Source organism: Leucobacter massiliensis (assembly GCF_002982315.1).
Classification (GTDB): Bacteria; Actinomycetota; Actinomycetes; order Actinomycetales; family Microbacteriaceae; genus Leucobacter; species Leucobacter massiliensis.
Genome location: NZ_MWZD01000017.1, coordinates 423,283 through 442,332, shown reverse-complemented (window position 1 = coordinate 442,332; position 19,050 = coordinate 423,283). Strand labels below are relative to the sequence as shown.

General features: G+C 72.6%; 16 protein-coding genes and 2 tRNA genes. 10 read left to right on the top strand and 8 right to left on the bottom strand.

Features of this window, described 5'->3' with window-relative positions; genetic code table 11:
* The first annotated feature begins 3 nt into the window (after positions 1-3).
* Positions 4-642, top strand: coding sequence for a uracil phosphoribosyltransferase (gene upp, locus B4915_RS08945; protein ID WP_105805449.1), 639 nt, complete (start codon positions 4-6; stop codon positions 640-642).
* An 84-nt stretch (positions 643-726) separates the two neighbouring features.
* Here the strand turns inward: upp and B4915_RS08940 are convergent, their stop codons facing one another.
* Complete coding sequence (locus B4915_RS08940) at positions 727-1,203, bottom strand: hypothetical protein (protein ID WP_105805448.1); 477 nt, start codon at positions 1,201-1,203, stop codon at positions 727-729.
* Positions 1,204-1,358: 155 nt separating this feature from the next.
* Between B4915_RS08940 and B4915_RS08935 the strand changes: the two genes are divergently transcribed.
* A tRNA-Thr gene (locus B4915_RS08935) sits at positions 1,359-1,430 on the top strand.
* A gap of 34 nt (positions 1,431-1,464) precedes the next feature.
* A tRNA-Met gene (locus B4915_RS08930) sits at positions 1,465-1,538 on the top strand.
* A 191-nt stretch (positions 1,539-1,729) separates the two neighbouring features.
* Here B4915_RS08930 and B4915_RS08925 read toward each other — a convergent pair.
* Positions 1,730-3,007: an aminotransferase class I/II-fold pyridoxal phosphate-dependent enzyme gene (locus tag B4915_RS08925; RefSeq protein ID WP_105805447.1), complete on the bottom strand. Its 1,278-nt coding sequence runs from the start codon at positions 3,005-3,007 to the stop codon at positions 1,730-1,732.
* A 158-nt stretch (positions 3,008-3,165) separates the two neighbouring features.
* Here B4915_RS08925 and B4915_RS08920 point away from each other — a divergent pair, with 158 nt between their 5' ends.
* Complete coding sequence (locus B4915_RS08920; protein ID WP_105805446.1) at positions 3,166-3,882, top strand: YceI family protein; 717 nt, start codon at positions 3,166-3,168, stop codon at positions 3,880-3,882.
* Between the two features lie 83 nt (positions 3,883-3,965).
* Here the strand turns inward: B4915_RS08920 and B4915_RS08915 are convergent, their stop codons facing one another.
* A complete protein-coding gene (locus B4915_RS08915) occupies positions 3,966-5,165 on the bottom strand; it encodes a RimK family alpha-L-glutamate ligase (RefSeq protein ID WP_105805445.1) in 1,200 nt (399 codons plus the stop codon).
* Between the two features lie 25 nt (positions 5,166-5,190).
* Here B4915_RS08915 and B4915_RS08910 point away from each other — a divergent pair, with 25 nt between their 5' ends.
* The 3 genes from B4915_RS08910 to B4915_RS08900 all read left to right on the top strand — a co-directional run bounded on the left by B4915_RS08910 (position 5,191) and on the right by B4915_RS08900 (position 9,482).
* Positions 5,191-5,670, top strand: a complete 480-nt coding sequence (locus tag B4915_RS08910; protein WP_105805444.1) for an ATP-dependent zinc protease family protein — start codon at positions 5,191-5,193, stop codon at positions 5,668-5,670.
* 315 nt (positions 5,671-5,985) lie between these two features.
* Positions 5,986-8,106 (top strand): Ig-like domain-containing protein, encoded by a 2,121-nt coding sequence (locus B4915_RS08905; protein WP_105805443.1) that lies wholly within the window; start codon positions 5,986-5,988, stop codon positions 8,104-8,106.
* 113 nt (positions 8,107-8,219) lie between these two features.
* Positions 8,220-9,482, top strand: coding sequence for a heparan-alpha-glucosaminide N-acetyltransferase domain-containing protein (locus B4915_RS08900; protein WP_105805442.1), 1,263 nt, complete (start codon positions 8,220-8,222; stop codon positions 9,480-9,482).
* Here B4915_RS08900 and B4915_RS08895 read toward each other — a convergent pair.
* Entirely contained in the window at positions 9,479-9,919 is a 441-nt protein-coding gene (locus B4915_RS08895; protein ID WP_105805441.1) for an META domain-containing protein, read from the bottom strand. The two genes, B4915_RS08900 and B4915_RS08895, sit on opposite strands and share 4 nt — an antisense overlap.
* A 202-nt stretch (positions 9,920-10,121) precedes the next feature.
* On the opposite strand from B4915_RS08895, the gene B4915_RS08890 reads away from it, so the two are divergent.
* From B4915_RS08890 to B4915_RS08880, 3 genes are all read left to right on the top strand, one after another.
* Positions 10,122-12,347, top strand: coding sequence for a trypsin-like serine protease (locus B4915_RS08890; protein WP_146120057.1), 2,226 nt, complete (start codon positions 10,122-10,124; stop codon positions 12,345-12,347).
* Positions 12,348-12,510: 163 nt separating this feature from the next.
* The gene (locus tag B4915_RS08885) at positions 12,511-13,758 is read left to right on the top strand and encodes a MalY/PatB family protein (RefSeq protein ID WP_245907415.1); all 1,248 of its coding nucleotides are present in this window, start codon (positions 12,511-12,513) and stop codon (positions 13,756-13,758) included.
* A gap of 62 nt (positions 13,759-13,820) precedes the next feature.
* Positions 13,821-15,221, top strand: a complete 1,401-nt coding sequence (locus B4915_RS08880; protein ID WP_105805438.1) for an O-acetylhomoserine aminocarboxypropyltransferase/cysteine synthase family protein — start codon at positions 13,821-13,823, stop codon at positions 15,219-15,221.
* Between the two features lie 25 nt (positions 15,222-15,246).
* Here B4915_RS08880 and panB read toward each other — a convergent pair whose 3' ends face one another.
* Genes panB through B4915_RS08860 form a run of 4 tightly spaced genes read right to left on the bottom strand, consistent with a single transcriptional unit; the run spans position 15,247 to position 19,048 of the window.
* Entirely contained in the window at positions 15,247-16,089 is an 843-nt protein-coding gene (gene panB / locus B4915_RS08875; RefSeq protein ID WP_105805437.1) for a 3-methyl-2-oxobutanoate hydroxymethyltransferase, read from the bottom strand.
* A gap of 21 nt (positions 16,090-16,110) precedes the next feature.
* The gene (panC, locus tag B4915_RS08870) at positions 16,111-17,109 is read right to left on the bottom strand and encodes a pantoate--beta-alanine ligase (protein WP_105805436.1); all 999 of its coding nucleotides are present in this window, start codon (positions 17,107-17,109) and stop codon (positions 16,111-16,113) included.
* The gene (locus tag B4915_RS08865) at positions 17,106-17,840 is read right to left on the bottom strand and encodes a DUF2520 domain-containing protein (protein ID WP_105805435.1); all 735 of its coding nucleotides are present in this window, start codon (positions 17,838-17,840) and stop codon (positions 17,106-17,108) included. The genes panC and B4915_RS08865 overlap by 4 nt, the downstream gene beginning before the upstream one ends.
* 5 nt (positions 17,841-17,845) lie before the next feature.
* Positions 17,846-19,048: an FAD-binding protein gene (locus B4915_RS08860; RefSeq protein ID WP_105805797.1), complete on the bottom strand. Its 1,203-nt coding sequence runs from the start codon at positions 19,046-19,048 to the stop codon at positions 17,846-17,848.
* Between the last annotated feature and the right edge of the window lie 2 nt (positions 19,049-19,050).

Sequence of the window (19,050 nt, the reverse complement as noted above, 5' to 3'; positions counted from 1 at the left end):
GCCATGCGTGTCTTCGTAGCGGATCACCCCCTCATCACCCACAAGCTCACGGTGCTTCGCGACGCCAAGACGCCGCAGCCGACCTTCCGGCTGCTGATCGAGGAGATCATGACGCTGCTCGCCTACGAGGCGACCCGCGAGGTGCGCGTGGAGCCGCACGAGATCGAGACGCCGGTCGCCCCGACCACGGGCGTGCGCCTGAGCGAGCCGCTGCCCCTCATCGTGCCGATCCTGCGCGCGGGCCTCGGCATGCTGGAGGGGATGGTGAAGCTGGTACCCACGGCCGAGGTCGGATTCCTCGGCATGGTGCGCGACGAGGAGACGCTGCAGCCCACGACCTACGCTGAGCGGCTCCCCGAATCGCTCGCCGGGCGGCAGTGCTTCGTGCTCGACCCCATGCTGGCGACGGGCGGCTCGCTCGCCGGGGCGATCGAGTTCCTCTTCGACCGCGGCGCGGACGACGTGACGGCGATCTGCGTGCTCGGCACGCCCGAGGGCGTCGACGTCATCCGGGAGGCTGCCGGCGAGCGCAATGTGACGCTCGTCCTCGGAGCCATCGACGACGGACTCAACGAGCAGGCCTACATCGTTCCCGGACTCGGCGACGCGGGCGACCGGCTCTACGGCACCGTCGACCACTGAGCGGTGGGCCGGCGCGCCGTCGACCACTGAGCGGTGGGCCGGTGCGGCCGCCGAGCCCTCGGCCGTCGACCCTCGCGGCTTCGCTCAGGCGAGCGGGTGGGGGACCATGCCCGGCTCCTCGAGTTCCTCGTCCTCCTCCGGCTTCGGATCGCGCGCGTCCGCGAAGGAGAATACGAGCGCCGCGATCGCGAAGCCCACGGCCACGATCCCGAGCGGATTGCACAGGGCGATCGACATGTCCACCGAGAACGCCGAACCCGATCCGAGACTGAGGATCGAGACCAGGCCCTCGGGGGTGAGATCGGGGACGGTCAGCCCGAAGCCGAGCGCGGAGAGCCACGCCAGGATCAGTGACACCACCGTGCCGCGGCCGGTGCGCCGCCCGCGCAGCGCGGTGACCCGCAGGCGGTGCGCGAGCCACAGCTGAAGCGCCGCGAAGACCAGCCCGATCGTCGGCAGGTACCACCAGGTCAGCGGTCCGCCGATCCCGAACGCCCAGCGGCCGGCCGCCATCCACAGGGCGAGCAGCACTCCGACGATCGACACCACGATCCGGCCCACAGCGACTCCTCTCCTCGTCTGCTTCAAGCCTAGGCCGTGCCGGGCCCGCGTGCGGCTCGCAGCGAGGCCACCGGTGACATGCCCGGCTGCAGCGGGTTTCGCATCGGGTTTCGAAAAGTGCTATTCTCTAACGGTTGTCACCGCAGGGTGGCCGCGCCCCGATAGCTCAGTGGTAGAGCACTTCCATGGTAAGGAAGGGGTCGCCAGTTCAATCCTGGCTCGGGGCTCTGACTCTCCGGCTCGCCTCGCGCGGGCCTGTTTGGCTGAGTAGCTCAGCTGGTTAGAGCGCACGACTCATAATCGTGAGGTCGCGGGATCGAGCCCCGCCTCAGCTACGGAGAGTCACGAGAACCCCCGGCGCCCCCGGGGGTTCTCTCGTTCTGGGCCGAGCCCGAGCCCGTCTCGGCGAGTCCGCACTCGTCCGCCGAGTCCGCACGCTTCGGCCGCGCAGATCCGTGCGGACTCGGCGGGAACGTGCGGACTCGACGGGAACATGCGGACTCGACGGGACGACGGGACGGCGGCGCTACGCGGCGAGCGAGCGGAGCCGCTCGACGGCGGTGCGCAGGGTGGGCTCGTCCTTCACGAAGGTGAAGCGCAGCCACGAGGACAGCGTCTCGGACGTCGCCGAGCCCGGCCTGCAGAACGCCGACAGCGGCACGCACGCCACCCCCGCCCGGCCCGGCAGCTCGCGCGCGAACGCCGCCCCGTCGCGCCCGCCGCCCGCGAGGCCCGCGGCATCAGCACCCGCGCCGCCCATCAGCGGCGCGGCATCGGCACCCGCGCCGCCCATCAGCGGCGCGGCATCGGCACAGACGAAGTACGTCCCCTGCGGGGCGGACGCCTCGAAGCCCGCGTCGCGGAGCCCGTCGACGAGCAGTCCGCGGCGCCGGGACAGCGAGTCGCGCAGCTCGGCGATGTCGCGGTCTCCCTCGGTGAGGGCCCGGGCGATCGCCGGCTGGAAGGGGGCCCCGCCCGAGTAGGTGAGGAACTGCTTGATCGCCAGCACCGCCTCGATGAGCTCGGAGGGCCCGCTGATCCAGCCGATCTTCCATCCCGTGAACGAGAAGGTCTTGCCCGCCGAGGACACGGTGAGGGTGCGCGCCGCCATGCCGGGGAGGGTCGCGATGGGGGTGTGCCTCGCGCCGTCGAAGGTGAGGTGCTCGTAGACCTCGTCGGTGAGGACGATCGCGTCGGCGCGCTGCGCCGCGTCGGCCACGCGCTGCAGTTCGGCTGGGGTGAGCACCGTGCCGGTCGGATTGTGCGGCGTGTTCACGACGATCAGCCGGGTGCGCGCTCCGACCGCCGTGTCGAGGGCCTCCGTGTCCAGCCGGAAGCCGTCGGGGCCGGGGAGCAGCGGCACGGTGACGTGCGTGGCACCCGACATGGCGATGGCCGCGGCGTGCGAGTCGTAGAACGGCTCGAGGGTGACGACCTCGTCGCCGGGGCCGGTGAGGGCGAGGATCGCGGCCGTCAGCGCCTCCGTCGCACCCGCCGTGACCAGCACCTCGCGCTCGGGGTCGAGTTCGATGCCGTAGTGCCGCCGCTGGTGTCCGGCGACGGCGGCGCGCAACTCGGGGATGCCGCGGCCCGGCGGGTACTGGTTCGCGCCCAAGCGCATGGCGCGCTCGGCGGCCTCACGGATCCAGGACGGCCCATCCTCGTCGGGAAAGCCCTGACCGAGGTTCGCGGCACCCGTCTCGTGGGCGAGCGCGGTCATCTCCGCGAAGATCGTGGGGCGGGCCCGCCCGCCGGGGCCGATCAGGCCGGCCGCCTCGGACACGGAGCGCCATCGAGCAGTCATGGGCTCCAGTCTAGGCGGGCTCCGATCCCGCCGCCGCGGCGTCGGGTGGCGCCGGCCGCCCCCGCTTCCAGGGGTTTCCCCCGGCCCTCCAAGGTTCCTCATGGGGGCGGCTGCCACGGTGGTGAGACACCCCCACCGAGCGGCGTCAGGAGCCCACCGTGCAGAAGTCCCAGAAGATCCTCATCGGCGCAGGAGCCGGCGTGCTCGCCCTCGCGGCGATCGCGGCGCTCGCGGGTCCCGTCATCTATCGCGACTTCATCGCGCCGCCCGCCGCGAGCGCTCCGACGCTGAGCACCGAGGAGAGCATGACGGCGGGCGAGCCCTCGGGCGAGAAGCTCGACCCCCAGAAGCTGCTCGGCACCTGGAAGGTGTCGGAGGGATCCGAGGCGGGGTACCGGGTCGACGAGGTGCTGAACGGCACCGACGTCACGGTCACCGGCCGCACGGAGCAGGTGACGGGAGAGTTCACGATCGGCGGTGACGGGCTCACGCTCGAACGCGCGCAGCTCGAGGTGGACGTGGCCTCGATCTCGACGGACAGCGCCCAGCGCGACGCCTACTTCCGCGACGACGCACTGCGCACCGGCGAGTTCCCCACGGCCACCTTCACCCTGACCGACCCGGTCTCGCTTGACGCGGCGCCCGAATCGGGCGCGGTCGTGAAGACGGAGGCGACGGGGGAGCTCACGATCGCCGGAGTCACGCGCACCGTGACGGCCTCGGTCGAGGTGACGTCCGATGGCGAGACCGCGCAGATCGCGGGGTCGATCCCGATCACCTTCGCGGATTTCGGGGTGCAGGCCCCGAGCCTCGGTTTCGTCTCGGTGGAGGACTCGGGGTCGGTGGAGTTCCAGCTCACCGCTGCCCGGGGCTGAGTCCCGTACCGTCCCGCGGGTGCGCCTCACCCGGAGCCCAGCGCGCGCCGGTCCCGCCCGCCGCTCAGCGCGGCATCCGCTCCTCAGCCCTCGGCGAGCTCGGCGGCAGACTTGGGGAGCTTGCGCACCCGGGCCCGGCGCCGCCTGCGATCCGGGATCATGGATCGCATCTCCTCCAGCTTGCCGAAGCAGAGCAGCCGGTCCTCGGGCTCGAGGACGACGTGCTTGCGCGGGTTCGGGATGACCTGCACCCCGCGATGCAGCGTCAGCACGGTGATGTCGCGATCCCACAGACCGAGATCGCCGAGCGCACGGCCCACGTGCTCGGAGCCGGCGTGCATGGTCAGCTCGGCGACGCCGTAGCCGGTCGAGACACTCAGCCGCTGGCGCACGTCGATCTCGGGGAAGTTCACCTGGTTCGCGATGTAGTCGATGATCGCGCCCGCGACGTCGAGACCCGTCGCGGTCTCGATCCCCTGCAGGCCCGGCGAGGAGTTCACCTCCATGACGAGCGGGCCCTCATCCCCCTCGAGCATGTCGACGCCGGCGACGCGCAGCCCCATGATCTGGGCAGCCCGCACCGCGACCTGCTCGTAGGCGGGGTCGAGCTGCACGGCCTCGACCGTGCCCCCGCGGTGGACGTTCGAGCGGAACTCGTCCCCGCTCGCGATGCGCCGCATCGCGGCGACGACACGGTCGCCGACCACGAGGGCGCGCACGTCCCGGCCCCGGCTCTCGGCGACGAAGCGCTGGATGAGCACGTTCTGGCGGGTGGAGTGCAGCGTCTCGATGATCGCCTCGGCGACCTTCACCTGCGGTGCGAGGATGACGCCGATGCCCTGCGTGCCCTCCAGGAGCTTGATCACGACCGGTGCGCCGCCGACGCTCTCGATGGCGGGCCGCACATCGGCCCGGTTGCGCACGAACGCGGTCGCGGGCATGTCGATGCCGTGGCGCGACAGGATCTGGATCGCCCGCAGCTTGTCCCGGGCGTTCGAGATGCCGTTGGCCGTGTTGGGCGTGTAGACGTCCATCTGCTCGAACTGGCGCACGACGGCGGTGCCGAAGTAGGTGATCGAGCTGCCGATACGGGGCAGGATCGCGTCGTAGTCGCTCAGCTGCTTGCCGCGGTACAGCAGGTCGGGCTCCTCCGGTGAGGCCAGGTCAATCGCGAAGCGCAGCGTGTTGAGCACCTTCGCCCGGTGCCCGCGGTCCGCGGCGGCCGCCTGGAGCCGCTGAGTGGAGTACGCGTGCGGGGCGCGCGAGAGAATCGCGAGTTTCACGGTGATTTCCTGCCAAGATGGGAGCGTGAACGGACTCCACCATTCAAGCACCCTGACGGGCTGGCGTGAATGGGTGTCGCTCAGCGGGATCGGAGTTCCGTGGATCAAGGCGAAGATCGACACGGGGGCGCAGACCTCTGCGCTGCACGCGAGCGAGATCACGGAGTTCGAGCGCGACGGCGCGTCGTGGGTGCGGTTCACCGTGCAGCCGTGGCAGTTCACCGAGGAGGACGAGGTCGTGGTGGAGCTGCCCGTGCACGACCGGCGCACCGTGCGGAGCTCCTCGGGCCACGCGCAGGAGCGCCCGGTGGTGCTCGCCGAGATCGGGCTCGCGGGGCGCAGCATCGAGGCGGAGCTCACCCTGACCGACCGCGATGAGATGGTGTTCCGCATGCTCATCGGCCGCGAGGCGCTGCGCCGCGGCTTCGTGGTCGATTCGGCGGCGTCCTTCCTCGGCGGCCGCCCCCCGCGCGAAATTCGCCGCCGCAACCGCGGCCGGGACTGACCCTCCCGTCGACCCGCGACCATCCGGGCCGCTCCGCGCCGCGATCCCGCCTCCACCGCGAACTCCCGCGAGGAGCGCCGCCGTGCGGGTTCGGCCGATGAGTGCGGCGCCCTTCGCAGGATCGGAGCAGGGCTTCGGCCGAACTCGGAGTCATTGCTTTCGCGCTTGCCGAGGTGAATCAGTCAGCGACGAACGCGAATCGCTTGTTTGTGCCCAGCACATTCACAGCCTATCCTTAAGACTGGCTGTCGATTTCTCCAGGTGAGGCTGACGGCTGCTTGCCGTCAGCAGGAAGACATCAAAGGAGATTACTCGATGAGCAGACGAAATACGCCGCTCGCCCTCGGCGCAGCCGTCGTGATCGGTCTCGGCAGCCTCTTCGCCGCTGCCCCGGCACTCGCAGAAGACGCCGGTGCCGCCGAGCAGAATGCGGCAGCAGGCAGCGGCGTGGCACCCGCCGAGGCGCTGAGCCCGGAAGCGCTGAGCGCAGAAGCGCGCCAGGCCATCGACTCGGCGGAGAGCTTCGAAGCCATGACCGGCGGCGAGGCCGTGGCCACCGGTTACTCCCCGGAGGGCGAACTGATCCTCCTCGCCAGCGAAGAATCGGCGAACGAGAAGGTCGAAGCCTTCGCCGAGGCGACCGCCGAGGGCGATACCGCTTTCCACAAGATGCTACTCACCGCGCCGGCGATCGCGTATGCCGACACCGACGTCACCGGCGGTGCGGGCTACGTGACGGACGGCTCGACGGTCTGCTCGATCGGCTTCACCGCCTGGAACGCAGACGGTGATCCCGCGCTGCTGACCGCCGGCCACTGCACCGACGACGGTGCCACCCAGCTGACGGGGCTCACCCTCCCCTCCCAGGAGCCCGCCGTAACGGGCGACGTCCCAGGCAGCGGCGGCATTCCGAACGGCACGGGGATTCTCGGCGACTTCGGGGCCTGGCGCTTCGGCGGCCTGCCCGCAGGTTCCAGCGGGGCGGAAAACGACCCGGAGTCCACGGACATCGCGGTGATCGAGAACATCGACGCGCAGTTCGCGCTGCTCCCCGAGGTGACGGACTGGAGCGCCGGTGGCGCCGACGACCTCGCCCAGAGCACGATCCCGGTGAAGTCGGTGGCCGATCCCGTCGAGGGCCAGGTGACGGCCTCGGGCCGCACGAGCGGACTGCGGCAGGGCGACACCACCGTCACCATCGACGGTGACGACATCACGCTCCTCGACGGCTGGCTGCAGGTCGATGACCGCTGGGTCCACGGCTTCCTCAACGACGCCGCGTCCAGCCCCGGCGATTCGGGCGGCGCAGTGCTCCAAGGGAACACCGCCGTCGGTCTGGTGAGCGGCGGACCGGATGACAACTCCTGGACCTGGGCCACCCGGCTGCAGGACGCGCTCGAACTCGATGAGTTCTCCGGCTACGAGATCCGGCTGGACATCGACGCTCCCGTGGTGGAGAGCCCGGCGGACGGTGCGCTCGTCGATCCCGGGTCCGACATCGTGGTGAGCGTCCCCGGCAATGCCGACGAGCTGGTGGCGAGCTCCGACGCCGATCCCGCCGAGGATGTGCTCGACGCCACGAGCGGTGAGGTCACCATCCAGGCCCCGCTGACTCCAGGAACCTACACCTACACCTTCATCGCCCGGAACGGCCGCAGCCAGTCCGAGCCCGTGACGGTCACCTTCGAGGTCGATTTCATGGCGCCCACGATCGAGAACGTGGACGTGACCGCAAGCGACGGGACGGGTGCCGCGGTCACCCTGAACGGCACTGGGGTTCCCGGCGCGACGGTCGAGGTCACGATCGACGGCCAGGTGATCGGAGCCGTCACGGTGGGGTCCGACGGCAGCTGGACCCTCCCGCTCGCCGACCCCCTCGCCATCGGCGAGCACGCGGTGTCGGCGACACAGAGCTGGGAGGACGAGGTCTCACCGGTCGGCACGGCGCGCGCCACGGTGCGGCCCGGCCCTCCCGTCATCACCTCCTTTGCCAACGGTGACGGCTTCGCCCTCACGGACGCCCCGAGCACCATCTCGGGCACCGGCATCGACGGCGCAACCGTCACGGTCACCGTCGCCGGCCGGGCCTACACGGCCACCGTGACCGACGGCGCGTGGACGATTGCACTCGATAGCCCGCTCATCGCGGGGCAATACACGGTGAGCGCGACGCAGACCGTCAACGGCCTCGCTTCGGACGCCGTCGTCGTCGGCTTCACGGTTGCAGCCCCGGTCACGGATCCGGGTAATCCGGCAGCGACCGCTCCCCCGAGCACTGCTGAGGGACCCACCACCGTGACGACGCCGGGCACAGGGCTCGTCACCACGGGCGCGCCCTCGCTGCTCCCCTACGGCGTCGCGGCGGTCGTCATGCTGCTGCTCGGCGCGACGGCTATCTTCCTCACGCGGCGGCAGCTGCGAACGGACGAGCGCTAGCCCTCGGCGCGCACCGCGCTGCCGAAGAGGGGCTCCGGCCACGCGGTGCGGCCGGGCCCCTCTTCGGCAGTCGGCGCCGAGATCTCCCGCCCTCGGACTCCCGGCAGCACACGATGACATCCGCCGAGACCGCCGAACAGCCACTCGAACGCTCCCGCTTCGTGGGCGTCGACCTCGCGCGCCTCCTCGCGATCGCCGGGATGATGGCCGCCCACCTCATCACCATCGTGACGTGGGATCCCTTCGCTCCGGAGTCGGCCCTGTCCGTCGCCGCGGTGACCGACACCCTCACCGACGGAATCGCCGCGCCATTGTTCGCGGTGCTCGGCGGGCTCAGCGCGGTCTTCGCGACGCGCCGCCTGCACCCGGAGCGGCACGCCGGCCCCGCGATCACCGCCGTCGCGGTGCGCGGCGCGCTGATCCTGCTGCTCGGGCTGTGGCTCGGCATGCTCGACGATCCCTTCGTGGTGGTGCTCGCCTACTACGGCGCAGCGATGCTGCTCGTCGCTCCGCTCATCGCCGCGCGTGGCTGGCTCATCGCCGCCATCGCGGTGGTACTCGGCCTCGCGGGTGGCCCGCTCAACGCGGCCGTCCGCGCCGCGCTCGACATCGACGGCTTCGAGGGGCGCGCGGTGAGCTTCGCCACCTTCGGAGCGGACTGGACCGAGGCGATCCGCGCGCTGCTGCTCACCGGCATCTACCCGGCGATCACCTGGGCGGTGTATCTGCTCGCGGGCGTGCTCGCGGGGCGTGCGCTCGTCGCGGCGGGCCGAAGCGGCACGCTCACGCGCCTCGCGACGGGGCTGGCCGTCGCGGGTGCGGTGCTCGCCGCCACCGCCCAACTCAGCTCGAACCTGGTGCGCGCCAACCCCGTCTCGTACGGTTACAACCCGGCCGGCCCGATCGGCCCCGAGGCGTTCGCCGAGTCGGGCAGCGGCGCACCGCTCTCGACGGAACTGTGGGCGCAGCTGCTCGCCACCCCGCACTCAGGCTCCCCGGTCGACATCGCCCGCACCGTCGGCATCGCGCTCGCGGTGATCGGCCTGCTCGTGCTCCTGTGCGACCGCGACATGACGCCGCGCGGTGCGCGCGTGCCCCGCCTGCTCGACGTGCTCCGGTCCACGGGCGCCGCCCCGCTCACCATCTACGCCCTGCACATCTGGGTCACCGCGTGGTCGCTGGGGCCGGTGCTGCGGGATCAGAGCCTGCTCACCGGCGACACGCTGCCCTGGTGGGCCTTCGGTCCGGACGCCTTCGCCCTGCAGCTCGCCGTCGCGATCGCCATTGGCGCGGTGCTCTCGTTCACGGGCCGCCGCGGCCCGCTCGAGGCACTGCTCTCGGACACGGTGGCGCTCGCGGTGGGGCGCGGGCGTTAGGCGTCGCGGTGGAGTTCGCCGATCTCCTCGCCGGCGGCGTTGCTCACGAGCAGCGTGTCCCCCTCGGGCCGCACCTCGTGCACCCCGCGCAGCCAGTCGTCCACGCCCAGGCAAGCCTTCAGCGTCGAGGCGAACTCCTTGAGCACGACACGGTCGTCCTGCACCTCATAGCTCGTCGAGATCCCATTGCAGCCGTCCGTGCCCTGCACCGTGCCGTCCTCGGAGAACTCCAGCCGGGGCGTGCCCTTCTCGTCGGAGCTCCAGCTGCCCAGCACCTCCTGACCCACGTCCACCCGGTTCCCCTCTCCCGATTCTCCGGACTGTGCCGCTCCCCCGCCCGGCGTGCCGCACGCCGAGAGCGAGAGGGCCAGCACGCCCGCCGCCACGGCGGCCAGCGCCGCTGTGCGGCCGCTCTTCCACGCTCTCCCCTGATGCATAGCAGCATGGTAACCCGCCCGGGTGTGCGCGGCGCGGGAGAATCGCGCCGTGCCCGCCGGCTGCGGCGCGTCATCCCGCAGAAAAATCGAAATTTGGCTTGCGTCCAGCAAACATGCAGGTTAGCTTGGTTGAGGTTTGTGAGCGCTTGCGCGACCAGGAGGGTCCGCACGTCCATCGCTCACGCTTCCAGGGGGGAAACCAGTGAAACACCGTAGACCACTCGCGCTCGGAGCCGCGGCGGCCATCGGCATGGGGAGCCTGTTCTTCGCCACGCCCGCCCTCGCGGAGGACACCGCACCCGCGACGGAGCAGCAGGATCAGGCACCCGCCGCGGAGCAGGTGGCGGAGGCGCCGCAGCAGGAGGCTCCCGCCGCAGCCGGCGCGACCGGCGCCGCTCCGGCAGAGGCGCTCAGCGACGCGGACCGCCAGGCGATCGACTCGGCCGAGGCCTTCGAGGCGAAGACCGGCGGCGAGGCCGTCGGCTCGGCCCGCACGCCCGCCGGCGAGCTCGTGCTGCTCGCCAACGAGGAGACCAAGAACGAGAAGGTCGAGGACTTCGCCGAGGCCACCGATGCCGGCGAGACCGCCTTCGACAAGGTGCTCTACACCCAGCCGATCATCGCCTACGCGAACACCGACGTCGTCGGCGGCGCGGGCTACCTCGCCGACGGCGCGTACTTCTGCTCGGTCGGCTTCCCCGCCTTCAGCCCCACCGGCGATCCGGCCCTGCTGACCGCCGGTCACTGCGTCAAGGACGGCGAGCTGCAGAGCACGGAGCTCGTGCGCCCCTCGGTGCAGCCCGCCGTCACCGGCCAGGACTCCGCCGAGGCCGGCGAGCCCAACGGCACCGGCACCCTCGGCGACTTCGGCTCGTGGCGCTTCGGCGGACCCGGCGTCAACAACCCCGGTGAAGAGAACGACCCCGAGTCGACCGACGTCGCCGTGATCGAGAACCTCGGCTCGCAGTTCGATCTGCTGCCCGCCGTCACCGACTGGGAGAGCGCGCTCAGCGACGATCTCTCGCAGAGCACCATCCCCGTCAAGTCGGTCGGCGACCCGGTCGAGGGCGCGGTCGCCAAGTCGGGCCGCACCACCGGCTACACGCAGGGCGACACCACCGTCACCATCGACGGCCAGGACTACACCCTCCTCGACACCTGGATCCGCGTTGACGGACGCTGGGTGCACGGCTTCCTCAACGACGCAGGCGCGGCACCCGGCGACTCCGGTGGCGCGGTCATCCAGGGCAGCACCGCCGTGGGCGTCGTCAGCGGCGGCCCCGAGGACGGCTCCTGGATGTTCGCCACCCGCCTGCAGGACGCCCTCGAGCTCTCCGACTTCGCGGGCTACGAGGTCGCGCTCGACATCGACGCGCCCACCGTCACCAGCCCCGCGAACGGCGCAACCGTGAAGCCCGGATCCGACATCGTCGTCTCCGTGCCCGGCAACGCCAAGGAGCTCTCGGTCAGCCGCGGCAGCGCAGGCGAGACCATCCCCGTCTCGGGCGGCACCGTCACCCTCAAGGCCCCGCAGGCGCCGGGCGCGGTGAGCTTCACGCTCACCGCGAAGAACGGCTTCAGCACCTCCGAGTCCACGACCTTGGACATCGAGGTCGAGTTCGCCGCTCCGACGATCGACGAGCTGAACATCCCCGCGAACAGCGCTGACGGCACGACCGTCACCCTCACCGGCACCGGCGCCCCGGGCGCCACCGTCGAGGTGGAGCTCGCCGACGAGCCCGTCGGCACCGCCACCGTGGCCGAGGACGGCACCTGGAGCCTCGCGCTCGAGGATCCCCTCCCCATCGGCAGCTACGAGGTCACCGCGGTCCAGATCCTGAACGAAGAGGTCTCCGAGACCGGCACCGGCACCGTCACCGTGAGCCCCGCCGCCCCGAAGGTGACCTCCTTCGCGGACGGTGAGGTCTTCGAGCTCGACGCCGCGCCCACCACGATCTCGGGCACCGGCATCGACGGCGCCACCGTCACCGTGAACGTCGACGGCCCCGCCTCCGAGGCCGCCGTCGCGGCCCTCGCCGCGCAGCTGGTCGCCGCGACCGTCGAGGGCGGCGAGTGGACCGTCGCCCTCCCCGAGGCGCTCAGCGCCGGCAGCTACACCGTCACCGTGACCCAGGCGATCAACGAGATCGACTCGGCTCCGACCACCGTCAGCTTCGCCGTGAACGCGGCGGCGACGCCGGGTGACCCGGGCGGAAGCGCGGGAGCGGTCGGCGGCGCTGACGGCGCCGGCAGCGGCACCGGCGGCGCGGGCAACGGCACCGGCGGCGGCGACAACGCCGCGGGCAGCCTGCCCGTCACCGGTGACGCCTCGCTGCTGCCCTTCGGGCTCGCGGCCGGAGCGGCGCTGCTGCTCTGCACCGGCGTGACGCTGCTGGTGGCTCGCCGCCAGCGCGCAGCGCAGCTCTAAGGAGTCGCGCGGCCTCTTTGGCCTCACGGGGAACGGGTCCCGACCGCACGGTCGGGGCCCGTTCCCCGTTTCTGCGCACGCGGGCCCGTGCCACGGGCCGTCATATGACGCCGCTTTACCTCCCCGCTCGCGCCTCGCCTCCGCGGCAGGAAGCATGGAGGGCATGAGCGACCACGAGGACTGTACCGATCCGGGCGGTGTGCCCTTCGCCGAACTCGATCCCGCCCTGCTGCGCCGCGAGCGCACGAGCCTGAAGTGGACGCGCTACCCGGCCGGGGTGCTGCCGCTCTTCGTCGCCGAGATGGACTTCGCCGTCGCACCCGCGATCCAGCGCACCCTCATCGAGCGGATCCGCGCCTCCGACACCGGCTACCTCGACGGCCCAGGCCCGCTCGCCCCGGCCTTCGCCGGCTTCGCACGGGATCGCTGGGGCTGGGAGATCCCGCACGACCGCATCCATCTCGCGACCGACGTGGCCACCGGAATCGTCGAATCGCTGCGGCGCTTCCTCCCGCGGGGCGGGCGGCTCCTGCTCCCCACGCCGGTCTATCCGAGCTTCTTCGAGATGCTCGACGAGGTGCCGTTCGAGGTGGTCGAGGTGCCGCTGGCGCGGGAGCCCGGCGCCGCGGCCGCCGATTCCGAGGAGCCGGACGGGGATCCCGCCGCGGTTCCCGCCCCCCGTCTCGACCTCGACGCCATCGAGCGGGCCTTCGCGGGCGAGCCCGGCATCGACGCCTTCCTGCTGTGCAGCCCGCACAATCCGCACGGGCTCATCCACTCGGCGGAGGAGCTGAGCCGGCTCGCCGAGCTCGCCGCCCGCTACGGCGTCTTCGTGATCTCCGACGAGATCCACGCCCCGCTCACGCACGCGGGCGAGCCCTTCACCCCCTTCGCCCCGCTGGCCGCAGCGGCCGGGGCGCTCGCCGTGACCGTCACCTCGGCGAGCAAGGGCTGGAACATCGCCGGCACGAAATGCTCGGTGATCGTCGCCGCCGACGAGCGCGCGAACGCGACGCTGCGCGGTCTGCCGCCCGAGGTGGCCTGCCGCACCAGCATCCTCGGCCTGCACGCGAGCATCGCCGCCTTCGCCGAGAGCCGCGACTGGCTCGAACGCGCCGTCGCGCAGATCGAGTCGAACGAGCGGCTCTTCGGCGAGCTGCTGCGGGATCGCCTGCCCGGCGTCCGCCGCACCCGATCCCGCGCCGGCTACCTCAACTGGCTCGACTTCCGCGCAGCCGGGCTCGGGGAGGACCCCGCCCGGCGGCTGCGCGATGCGGCCCGCGTCGCCCTGAACAGCGGGCCCGCCTTCGGCGCCGGAGGCTCCGGGCACGCCCGCATCAACCTCGCCTGCGCGCCCGACACGATCCGCGAGGCCGTCAGGCGCATCGCCACAGCGCTGCCCGAGCGATGACCCCTCCGGTCAGCGCTCCGCCGCCCGGACAGCACCCGCCCACCACCCGCGAAGAAGGCCCCATGAGCTCCTCCCCACGCCCCGAACCTCCCGTCTACGACTGGGACGGCTTCGGCTTCGAGACGCGCCAGGTGCACGCCGGCGAGTACCCCGACCGGAACCACGGGCTGCGCGTGCCGCCGATCGCCCTGTCCGCCGGCTACCTCTTCGACGACTTCGACGACCAGGTGAGCCGCTTCGACGGGAGCATCCACTGGCGGGCTGAAGACCACGCGGGCCGGGCGACCGCCCCGTCCCCCAGTGAGCACGCCCCCATCTACAGCCGCCAGGGCAATCCGACGAACTGGGTCGCCGAGGAGCGCCTCGCCTCGCTGGAGGGCGGGGTCGTCTCGGTCGCGGTGTCGAGCGGCCAGGCGGCGATCACCTCAGCGCTCCTCGCCCTCGCCCAGCACGGCGACCACATCGTCTCGACCGCCTCCATCTACGGGGGCACCCGCATCCTCTTCGGCCGTAGCTTCGCGCGCTTCGGCATCGGCTTCGACTACGTCTGGGACGCCGATGACGACGCCGAGTGGGAGCGCGCGATCCGCCCCGAGACGAAGGCCATCTTCACCGAGACCGTGCCGAACCCCTGCAACGACGTGACCGATCTGCGGCGCATCGCCGAGGTCGCCGCCCGCCATCACCTGCCGCTCGTGGTCGACAACACCGTCGGCACACCCGCGCTGATCCGCCCCTTCGAGCACGGGGCGAACGTCGTGGTGCACTCGACGACCAAGTTCCTCACGGGCCACGGGGCGGCCGTCGGCGGCGCGATCGTCGACGGCGGCAACTTCGACTGGGCGGCCGCCGAGCGGGCAGGCCGCTCCTTCCCGCTCATCACGCAGTCGAGCCGGGCGGGCGTGGCCCCCATGCTCGAGCGCTTCGGCCGCGGCGCCTATGCGCGCGCGGTGCGCGAGTCGGTCGTCAACGACATCGGGCCGACGCTCTCGCCGCTGCACGGCTTCCTGCTGCACCAGGGCATGGAGACCCTGTCGTTGCGCATGGAGCGGCACGTCGAGTCGGCCATCCGCATCGCGGCCTGGCTGGAGCAGCAGCCCGAGGTGGAGTCGGTCGACTACGCCGGACTGCCCTCGAACCCGCTGCACGCTCGCGCCGTGCGCGACTACGGGGCGGACGCCGAGGGACGGGGACGCACCGGCTCCGTGTTCGGCGTGACGGTGCGCGGCGGGATCGAGGGGGCGCGCGCCTTCGTGAACGGGCTGCGGGTGTTCTCGCGCATGACCGGGATCGGCGACACCCGCTCGATGGTGATCCACCCGCTCAGCTCGACGCACTCGACCTTCGCTCCCGAGCTGAACGAGCGGCTCGGGATCACGCCCGGCCTGCTGCGCCTCTCCGTGGGGCTCGAATCCGCCGAGGACCTGATCCGCGACCTGCGCCACGCCCTCGACCGGCTCTGAGCCGCTCGCCGCAGCGCGGGCGGGCTCAGCCGAGGGCCGCGCGAGCGGCTTCCACGGCCTCGGGGGCGGCCGTGTAGCGGTGCTCGGGCCCGGGGAAGGCGCCCGAGCGCACCTCCGCGGCGTATGCGCCGATCGCCGCCACCATCGCCTCGCCGAGCTCGCCGTAGCGCTTCACGAACTTCGCGGTGCGTCCCTCGGTGATCCCGAGCAGATCGTGCAGCACGAGCACCTGCCCGTCGGCCGGCCCGGCGCCGATGCCGATGATCGGGATCTGCAGCACGCGGCGCAGCACCTCCGTCACCTCCGCGGGCACCGCCTCGACGACGACGCAGAACGCGCCCGCGTCCTGCACCCCCACAGCCTCCTCCACGAGCCGCACCGCGCTCTCGACCGTGCGGCCCTGCGCCCGCATCCCGCCCAGCGCCGTCGCGGTCTGCGGGGTGAGACCCACATGCCCCACGACGGGCACCCCGGCCGCGACGATGGCGCGGATACGGTCGAGGCGATCCCGCCCGCCGCCCTCCAGCTTCACCGCGTCGGCCCCCGCCTCCTTCGCGAAGCGCACCGCGGTCTCCACCGCCTGCGCGTCCGACACCTCGGTCGAGCCGAAGGGCACATCGCACACCACGAACGCCGAATCGGCGCCGCGGCGCACCGCCTTCGCGAGCACCAGCATCTCGTCGAGGGTCACCGTCACCGTCGATTCGTGCCCGAGCACGACCTGCGCGCCGGAATCACCGACGAGCAGCATGTCGACGCCGGCCTGCTCCGCCACACGCGCGCCCGGATAGTCGTAGGCGGTCACCATCACGATGGGCTCGCCGCGCTCACGCTTCTCACGCAGCATCGGGATCGTCACTCGGGACATGAGCGCTCCTCGTCTTCGGGGTCAGGGGTCGGTTCGCTGGGTGGGCTTCGCTCCGGCGGCCGGAGGGTCGGCGGGCGCGGCGGAGGCGGACAGCCCGGCAGGTCTTGCGGGATGCGCCTGTCCGACGGCACCGGGGCCGGCCGCTGCCGGTTCTCCCAGCAGCGCGTTGTCGATCAGCCGCACGCCGCCAACGCGCGCCGCGATCGCGAGCAGTGCGGTTCCGTCGAGCCGCTCCAGCGGCTCCAGCGATTCCGGATGGACGACCGCCACGTACTCGGCCGCGATCCCCGCGGCCGCCAGCTCGGCCTCCGCCGCGGCGCGCACCGCCGCCGCATCGCGCGCGCCGCCTCGCAGCGCCCGGGCCGCCGCCTCGAGCGCGCGCGGGATGGCGAGCGCGCGCCCGCGCTCCTCGGCGCTCAATCGCACATTCCGGCTCGAACGGGCGAGACCGTCGGGGTCGCGCGAGGTGGGGCAGCCGACGATGCGGCTCGGGATCCCCAGATCCGCGACCATGCGCCGCACCACGAGCAGCTGCTGAGCGTCCTTCTGCCCGAAGTAGGCCGCATCGGGCAGCGCCGCGAGCAGCAGCTTCGACACCACCGTGGCTACGCCGTCGAAGTGCGCCGCCCCGCGCGCCGCGCCCTCCAGCGTCTCGGTGAGCGGACCGGCGACGCGCACCGTGGTCGCGAAGCCGGCCGGATACATCTCCTCAGCCTCGGGAGCGAAGATCACGTCGACTCCCGCCCCGGCGGCGAGCGCGGCGTCGCGCTCCTCCTGCCGGGGGTAGGCGGCGAGATCGGCCGCCTCCGTGAACTGGGTCGGATTCACGAAGATCGACAGCACGACCGTGTCGTTCTCGGCACGGGCGGCGCGCACGAGCGAGAGGTGCCCCTCGTGCAGCGCGCCCATCGTGGGGACCATGCCGACCCGGTGCACCCCGCCCCGCACGGCGCCGGAGTGCGCCGCGCGGGCCTCGGCGAGCGCGGCGCGCAGCTCGCGCACGGTGCGCACGATCCTCATGCCCGCGCCTCCCCTCGGCCCCCGTCGCGGTCCCGGACCGCAGCGAGCTCACGCGTCGCGGCCGCGAGCGCGTCGAAGAGCGCGACCCCCTCGGGGACCCGCTCGGCCACCGCCTCGCGCTGCGCCGCGACCGTCGCCTCGTCGCCGCGCGCGATGGGGCCGGTCAGCGCCAGAGCAGCGCCCCGTTCGGCCCAGTTGCGCAGCGCGGCCTCGGCGAGCGGGGCGAGCGCCGCTCTCGGCACCCCGGCGGTCGCGGCGAGGCGCTCGGCGAAGCCCTCGAGCGCGACGAGATAGTTCGCGGCGACGGAGGCCGCCGCGTGATAGGCGGCCCGGTCGGCGTCGGCGACCCGGAACGCCGTGAGCCCCAGCGTCGCCGCGAGCTCGCGCGCGACCCCCAGCGCACGCTCGCTCGATCCGTCGATCGCGGCGAAGGCGCCCGCCAGCGAGCGCTCGGATCCCGTGACCGTCAGCAGCGGGTGCAGGCTGAAGCCCTCGTGCGGGGCGAGCGGGGCGAGCCCGGTCGCCCCGGAGAGGTGACCCACCAGCGGCCCCGGCTCGATTGCGGACGCCGCAGCAGCGATCTGGCCGTCCGGCACCGCGAGCAGCACCACATCGGCGCCCTCCCCCGTCGCCCCGCGGCCGCCAGAAGGCAGCAGCCCGATCCCGGCCTCGCCCAGCCCGGCGGCGAGGGCGGCGCCCATGCGGCCACGGCCGACGATCTGCACGCGCATGAGCCCTACAGCTCCAGGCCGTAGAGATTGGGCTCGGGCGCGAGGATCAGGCCGAACTCCTGCTGCACCCGCTGGACCACGAGGCGGGCGAGCTCCGCCACCTCGCCCGCCGTCGCCGCACCGCCGTTCGTGATCGCGAGGGTGTGCTTCGAGGAGATGGCCGCACCGGATCCGGGCAGGCGGAAGCCGCGTGAGAGCCCCGAGTGCTCGATGAGCCACGCAGCGGAGAGCTTCACGCTCCGCTCCGCGGCGGGCTGCGGCACGCGCAACGGGACGCCGGCGGCGAGCTCCTCGAAGCTCGTCACGGCCGGTGCGGACTCCGTCTCGCCGATCGGGAACCGGGGGGCATCCGCCGGCAGGCTCCGCGCGAAGCGCTCCGAGACGATCGGGTTCGTGAAGAAGGATCCCGCGCTCCAGCTGTCGTGATCCTCCTCGTCGAGCACCATGCCCTTCGCCGCCCGCAGCCGCAGCACCGCGTCACGCAGCACCCGCAGCGGCACCCGGGTGCCGAGCTCCACGCCGAGCGCCGAGGCGAGCTGGGCGTAGCGGACCGGGGCGGAGAGCGCCGGCCCCGCGTCCGTCCCTGCCTCCGGCCCGGACCCTGGGGCGGCGTGCCTGCCCGGCGCCGCAGGGTCACCGGCGTCGACGTCGGCTCCGGCGCCGGCGAGCGCCGCTCCGGCGTCCTCCAGCAGCAGGTCGATCGAGAGCACGACGCCCTCCAGCCCGCGCTTGATCGCCGAGTCGCGGTAGCCGAGCTCGAGCTCCGCCGCCGAGAGACGGCGCACCTCCCCCGCAGCCAGATCCAGGAACTCGACCGAGTGCAGTACCTCCGCGAGCTCCTGGCCGTAGGCGCCGATGTTCTGCACGGGCGCGGCTCCGGCGAGTCCCGGAATCCCCGAGAGCGCCTCGATGCCCGCCCAGCCCCGCGCCACGCAGCTCGCGACCAGATGATCCCAGTCGTGGCCCGCCTGCGCGCGCACCCGCACCCGCCCGGCGGCTGCGGCCTCCGCGTCCTCGACCACCGAGATTCCGGTGCTGCGCACGAGCAGCACCGGCCCCGGAAAGCCCTCGTCGGAGACGACGGTGTTGGATCCGCCCCCGAGCAGCAACCACGGCTCGCCGGCATCGTGCAGCTCCGTCGCGAAGCCCGCGAGATCCTCGGCACTGCGTGCGAGCAGGATCCGCTCGGCCGGACCGCCGACGCGCATCG